This window comes from Rhodococcus sp. P4_F3_2, from assembly GCF_056401335.1.
On the sequence record NZ_JBFUJN010000023.1, the window covers coordinates 78,576 to 84,957 of the forward strand.

General features: G+C 63.2%; 7 protein-coding genes. All 7 read left to right on the top strand.

Annotation, left to right across the window (positions count from 1 at the left end; translation table 11 throughout):
* Positions 1-17: 17 nt before the first annotated feature.
* The 7 genes from AC1DWA_RS23115 to recX all read left to right on the top strand — a co-directional run bounded on the left by AC1DWA_RS23115 (position 18) and on the right by recX (position 6,349).
* Complete coding sequence (locus AC1DWA_RS23115; protein ID WP_019748191.1) at positions 18-731, top strand: PIG-L deacetylase family protein; 714 nt, start codon at positions 18-20, stop codon at positions 729-731.
* Positions 732-804: 73 nt separating this feature from the next.
* Positions 805-1,443, top strand: a complete 639-nt coding sequence (locus tag AC1DWA_RS23120; RefSeq protein ID WP_019748192.1) for a TetR/AcrR family transcriptional regulator — start codon at positions 805-807, stop codon at positions 1,441-1,443.
* Positions 1,444-1,445: 2 nt separating this feature from the next.
* Entirely contained in the window at positions 1,446-2,996 is a 1,551-nt protein-coding gene (locus tag AC1DWA_RS23125; protein WP_020969469.1) for a glycerol-3-phosphate dehydrogenase/oxidase, read from the top strand.
* Between the two features lie 12 nt (positions 2,997-3,008).
* Positions 3,009-4,172 (top strand): glycosyltransferase, encoded by a 1,164-nt coding sequence (locus AC1DWA_RS23130; RefSeq protein WP_020969470.1) that lies wholly within the window; start codon positions 3,009-3,011, stop codon positions 4,170-4,172.
* Positions 4,173-4,224: 52 nt separating this feature from the next.
* Positions 4,225-4,419, top strand: coding sequence for a DUF3046 domain-containing protein (locus AC1DWA_RS23135; RefSeq protein WP_003942185.1), 195 nt, complete (start codon positions 4,225-4,227; stop codon positions 4,417-4,419).
* Positions 4,420-4,724: 305 nt separating this feature from the next.
* Positions 4,725-5,762: a recombinase RecA gene (gene recA / locus AC1DWA_RS23140; RefSeq protein WP_007735170.1), complete on the top strand. Its 1,038-nt coding sequence runs from the start codon at positions 4,725-4,727 to the stop codon at positions 5,760-5,762.
* An 8-nt stretch (positions 5,763-5,770) separates the two neighbouring features.
* Complete coding sequence (recX, locus tag AC1DWA_RS23145) at positions 5,771-6,349, top strand: recombination regulator RecX (RefSeq protein WP_020907522.1); 579 nt, start codon at positions 5,771-5,773, stop codon at positions 6,347-6,349.
* Positions 6,350-6,382: the final 33 nt, after the last annotated feature.

Here is a 6,382-nt window from a genome sequence, read left to right on the forward strand (position 1 = left end):
CGGGCAAGATCTGCCCTATGGAAAACTTCCCCGAGGACTGGCAGCGCGCGATTGTCATCGTGGCGCATCCCGATGACATCGAATACGGCGCAGCCGCAGCAGTGGCGCAGTGGACCGATCGCGGCAAAGACGTGCGATATGTCCTGGCCACGCGCGGCGAGGCCGGAATCGCCGGTCTGTCGCCCGAGGAGTCCGGCCCGGTCCGCGAGGAAGAAGAGCGTCGCTCGGCCGCGATCGTCGGTGTCAGTGAGGTGGAGTTCCTCGGCCTGCCCGACGGTCGTCTCGTGGAAGGCTTGGAGTTGCGCTCGACTCTCGCCGCAGCAATTCGTCGTCACCGCCCGGAATTGGTGGTGACGATGAACTTCTCCCATACCTGGGGACCTGGCTACCTCAACAGCGCGGATCACCGAGCGCTCGGGATCAGCGTCCTGGACGCGACCGCTGATGCGGCGAACGAATGGATCTTTCCGTCATTGACGGCGCAGGGACTGGCGCCGTGGTCCGGCGTTCGGTGGGTTGCGGTCAACACGATGACTCCTACCCACTGCGTCGACGTGACGTCGACGGTCGATCGCGCCGTGGATTCACTCGCGGAACATGCGCGATATCTGGCGGCGTTGAGTTCCACGCCGATCCGGGAACAGGCGCGCGCACAGATCGACATGGTCAGCGGACCGAAGCCTGGATTCGACGCCGAGCGCGCAGTTGGTTTCGAGTTGTACTATTTCTGATGATCTCTGAGCGAGAGAACTCGCAAGTCCCGACGGGATTACCGGTGACTTGTCCGGTATTGTGTTACACACGATGGTAATCCGTAACGCAGATGGCCCAATTGTCCCTCGCAAGGCAGACGGTCAGCGCATCCCCAGCCGCGAGATCGACGACGTGATTCTCGACGCAGCAAGGTCGTGTGTCCTCGATTTCGGAATGCAGCGAACCACACTGGCGGAGATCTCGCGTCGCGCCGGCGTGAGCCGGCCGACCGTCTACCGGCGATGGCCGGACACGCGAGCCGTCGTCGCGGATCTGCTCACTCGGGAGATTCGATCGGTGCTGCCCGAGGTGACCTTCACCGGGTCTGCGGCCACATTGCTCGTGGAAGCGATCGGGGACGTCGTCGGCCAGATTCGCGACCATCCGCTCTTCGTGAAGATTCGGCACGCTGATCAAGAGTTGCTCACCACCTACATCGTGGACCGACTCGGCGCGAGCCAGAAGTCGATTCTCGAACTGATCACTTCCGTCGTCGCTGCCGGTCAACAAGACGGTTCGATTCGCGAGGGAAGCGTCAACGAGATTGCGGCGATGGTTCTACTGATGGCTCAGTCCGTCGTCATCTCCGCACCGACTCTCGAGCCGGAACTTTCCGCCGACGCGTCGGTCGAGCAACTCAGACATGCGGTCGCTGCGTATCTGGCACCTGCAAAGAATTCGGGAGAATAGCTGTGGACCCTCGAGATTCAGCAGGCAGTGATTCAGCAGGCGGCGATTCAGCTCTCAATGCACACCGGCGTACTCGTGAGCTCGAGCAGTTGGCGAACGGCGATTCGGTTGACGTCCTGGTCATCGGCGGCGGAATCACCGGTGTCGGTGTCGCTCTCGACGCCGTGACTCGTGGGCTCAGTGTTGCGCTGGTCGAAAAGCACGACCTCGCGTTCGGCACCAGCCGCTGGAGTTCGAAACTGGCACACGGCGGCCTTCGGTACCTGGCTTCCGGCAATGTCGGTATAGCGCGTGAAAGTGCGGTCGAGCGCGGCATTCTCATGACGCGCACCGCGCCGCACCTCGTTCGCGCCATGCCTCAACTCGTACCGCTGTTGCCCGAAACGTCGTTCTTCGGGAAGGCCCTGGTGCGTACCGGTTTCCTGGCCGGTGACGCTCTGCGCATGTCGGCGCGAACCCCGGCTTCGGTTTTACCCAGATCACGGACGGTCAGCGCTGCGCGGGCGCGCGAATTGGCTCCCGCGGTCAAGCAGGAGAACCTACGAGGCGCCTTGACCGCGTTCGACGGGCAGCTCATCGACGACGCCCGCCTCGTCGTCGGCATCGCCCGAACCGCAGCGTCCTACGGCGCGCGAATCCTGACCCGCGTCGGTGCATACGACGTATCCGGAACGTCGGCCACCTTGCGCGACGAGTTGACCGGGTCCGAGTTCTTGATGCGTGCCCGCGTCGTGGTCAATGCGACCGGTGTCTGGGCTGATCAGGTCGACTCCAGCATCACCCTGCGCCCCAGCCGCGGGACGCACCTGGTGCTCGATGCAGCGCGATTGGGGAACCCCACGGCAGCACTGACCGTGCCGATTCCCGGCGAGACCAACCGTTTCGTCTTCGCGCTGCCCGCGCAGCTCGGCCGGATCTACCTCGGGTTGACCGACGAAGCAGCGCCGGGACCGGTGCCCGACGTACCGACGGCGTCCGAGGACGAGATCGACTTCCTGCTCGACACCGTGAACACGGCGTTGGAAGTTCCGCTGACCCGTGAGGACGTCTTGGGGACCTTCGCGGGTCTGCGTCCGCTGCTGGACACCGGTGAAGGCTCGACGGCCGACCTCTCGCGCAATCACGCTGTAGTCCGTTCGGACTCGGGCTTGGTCACGGTGGTGGGCGGAAAACTCACGACGTACCGCAAGATGGCCGAAGACGCCGTCGACGCCGCGGTCGAGGTCGGATCGCTGAGCGCCGGGGCGTGTCGGACACGCGCGTTGCCGCTGGTAGGCGCTGCATCGCCGGTGGAATTGAAAAAGATCAAGGCACCGGCGTCGTTGGTGGCGCGATACGGCACAGAGGCCGAGGTCGTGGCCGCGGCGAGCAGCGATCGACTCCGATCGGTTGCGGACTTGGAGATCTGCGGCGCCGAGTTCGATTTCGCGGTATCGCATGAAGGCGCACTCGACGTCGACGACGTCCTTGATCGCAGGACGAGAATCGGATTGGTGGCTTCGGATCGCGAACGCGCACTGGGTGCGGCGGAACAGGCCTTTCACTCGGTGTGACACTCTGATCCGGTGCGTGTAGCCGTTGTTGCCGGGCCGGACCCGGGTCATGCTTTTCCCGCAATAGCGTTGTCGCTGGCGTTGATCCAGGCCGGCGACGACCCGATTCTGTACACGGGGACCCGGTGGGTCGAGGCAGCGCGAGCGGCCGGCGTGGAAGCCGAGCCTCTCAAGGGCTTGGCCCCGCGGCCGGGAGACGACGATCTTGATGCAGGCGCTCGGATTCATTCGCGCGCCGCCTATATTTCCACCGAACTGCTTCCCGACCTGAAATCCGTCTCCCCGGATCTCGTCGTCTCCGACATCCTCACTGCCGGAGGCGGATTGGCCGCCGAACGACTCGGCATCCCCTGGGTGGAACTTTCGCCTCACCCGCTGTACTCACCGTCGCGGGGGTTACCGCCGATCGGTAGTGGGCTCGCGCCCGGCATCGGAATTCGTGGTCGACTTCGCGACACCCTGATGCGCGCCGCAACAGGACGTTCGATCAAGCAAGGGTTGGCGCAGCGCTCGCAGGCCCGTGTCGGCATCGGGCTACCCGCCCTGGATCCAGGCCCGCATGCTCGCCTGATCGCAACACTTCCGGCACTGGAAGTGCCACGTCCCGACTGGCCGGAGCACGCTCACGTCGTCGGCCCGCTTCTCTGGGAGCCGACCGAGGTGATTCTGGACCCACCGCCAGGTGACGAACCGCTGGTCATGGTGGCGCCGTCCACGGCGCACACCGGCGCAGTGGGAATGTTCGAGGGCACGGTCGAAGGACTCGGCGGCGCCGGTGTGCGACTGATCGCGTCGATGCTCGACGGAGCCGAAGGCGAGCATCCCGATTGGGTTCGTGCAGGTCTCGGACGCCAGGACGCGATGCTGCGTGACGCGTCGGTGTTGGTGTGCGGCGGCGGGCACGGCATGTTGGCGAAGGCCTTGCTGGCCGGCGTGCCGACGGTCGTCGTTCCCGGGGGTGGGGACCAGTGGGAGTTGGCCAATCGCGCTGCGCGGGCAGGGACGTCGGTGATCGTGCGGCCCGCAGATGCCCGCTCGATTCGCGATGCCGTACTGCAGGTGCTCTCCGACAAACGATTCGCGGAAGCTGCGATGTCCGCTGCCGCGACTGCGTCGCAGGTCACCGATCCGGTGGCGGTGTGCCGACAGGTGGTCAACGGCGGTGTGACGGCGTGAGCATGTTGCGCCTGAATGCAGGTGCACCGTTCTGTGGACTACGGTGGCGGCTGTGCGGTTGACCGAATTTCATGAAATGGTGCGCGAAGAGTTCGGGCAGGTACGAGGCGACTCGATGCTGATCGACCATGTACTCCAGAGTCTCGACGGAATGACTGCTGCGGAGGCCGTCGAAGCAGGTTGGGAGCCTCGCGAAGTGTGGCGTGCGCTCTGTGTGGAGTTCGACGTACCACCCGCCCGCCGCTGATTTTTTCGGCGTGTCGAACGTCTCCCATCTTCTGTTCGAACACGTGTTCGTCTATGCTGAAGCTGTTCGGTGGTGACGCTCCTTTCGTAACTGCGAACTTTCGGTTATCGACAAGCACGGTTATCGACAAGCACGGTTATCGACAAGCACAGTGATCGACAAGCGCGAAAGCAAGATCGAAAAGTCTGTCGGTGGCCGGATCTACTCTGATCGCAACACACCAACAGGGTCGGCTCAGGCAGGCGCTGAAGAGACGGAGTCTGCTCAGGCAGGCACTGAAGACTGAAACAAGGATGGGGATCACGATGGCACCACAGGCACCTGATCGGGACAAGGCACTCGACCTCGCGTTGGCGCAGATCGACAAGAACTTCGGCAAGGGTTCGGTGATGCGCCTGGGTGAGGGTGTTCGCCAGCCCATCGCCGTCATTCCCACCGGTTCCATCGCGCTCGACGTCGCGCTGGGTATCGGCGGACTGCCGCGTGGCCGCGTCATCGAGATCTACGGCCCGGAATCTTCGGGTAAGACCACCGTGGCACTGCACGCAGTTGCCAATGCTCAGGCCAACGGCGGCATCGCGGCGTTCATCGACGCGGAGCACGCACTCGATCCCGACTATGCAGCCAAGCTGGGCGTCGACACCGATGCACTCCTGGTCTCGCAGCCCGATACGGGTGAGCAGGCCCTCGAAATCACCGACATGCTGATCCGTTCGGGCGCCCTCGACATCGTCGTGATCGACTCCGTGGCCGCTCTTGTTCCTCGCGCCGAGATCGAAGGCGAGATGGGTGACAGCCACGTCGGTTTGCAGGCTCGACTGATGAGCCAGGCACTGCGCAAGATCACCGGTGCCATGAACAACTCGGGCACCACCGTCATCTTCATCAACCAGCTTCGCGAGAAGATCGGCGTGATGTTCGGTTCTCCCGAAACCACCACCGGTGGTAAGGCACTGAAGTTCTACGCTTCGGTCCGCCTCGACATCCGTCGTATCGAAACTCTCAAGGACGGTACCGACGCAGTCGGTAACCGAACCCGAGTCAAGGTCGTCAAGAACAAGGTCGCGCCGCCGTTCAAGCAGGCCGAGTTCGATATTCTCTACGGCCAGGGCATCAGCAAGGAAGGCTCGCTCATCGATATGGGTGTCGAGCACGGGTTCATCCGCAAATCCGGCTCCTGGTACACCTACGAAGGTGACCAGTTGGGTCAGGGCAAGGAAAATGCTCGTAAGTTCTTGCTGGAGAACACCGATATCCGTGACGAGATCGAGAAGAAGATCAAGGAAAAGCTCGGTATCGGTGCTGACGTCACTGCAACCGACGAAGCTCCCGCCGACTTCTGAGTTCAGTCATGAGCTTCGACGACGGTGACAACGGCGAGAATGCTCGTGAAGAGTACGGCGCTCCTCGGCGTCGATCCCGTCAACGATCCGAGAAGCCGTCGCAACGCGCAGAAGGTGGGACAGAGGCGCAGGCCAAAGATGCTTGCCTGCGCCTCCTGACCGACCGGGCGCGCAGCCGCTCCGAACTGGAAACCAAGCTGAGCGGACGCGGCTTCGAACCCGAGATCATTACCAAGGTCCTCGATCGACTCCAGGAAATCGGGTTGATCGACGACGCGGACTTCGCGAACCAATGGGTTCATTCGCGGCATACGTACTCGGGCAAGGGAAAGCGTGCGCTTGCAGTCGAGTTGCGGCTCAAAGGAATCGACCAGGACGTCGCTTCCGAAGCGTTGTCGCAGATCGATCCGGAAGATGAGCGCGAGCGAGCAGCGGAGCTGGTTCGGCGGAAGCTGAAGAACAAGCCCGTCGATGATCGTGACAAGGTCACGCGTCGACTGGTCTCGATGCTGGCACGCAAGGGATATTCAGCTGGGATGTCGTACGAGGTGGTCAAAGCCGAGATGGCGGCGGTCACCGACTCGTAGCGAAGTGCAGCATTCAGAACAACAGGGCGGGGG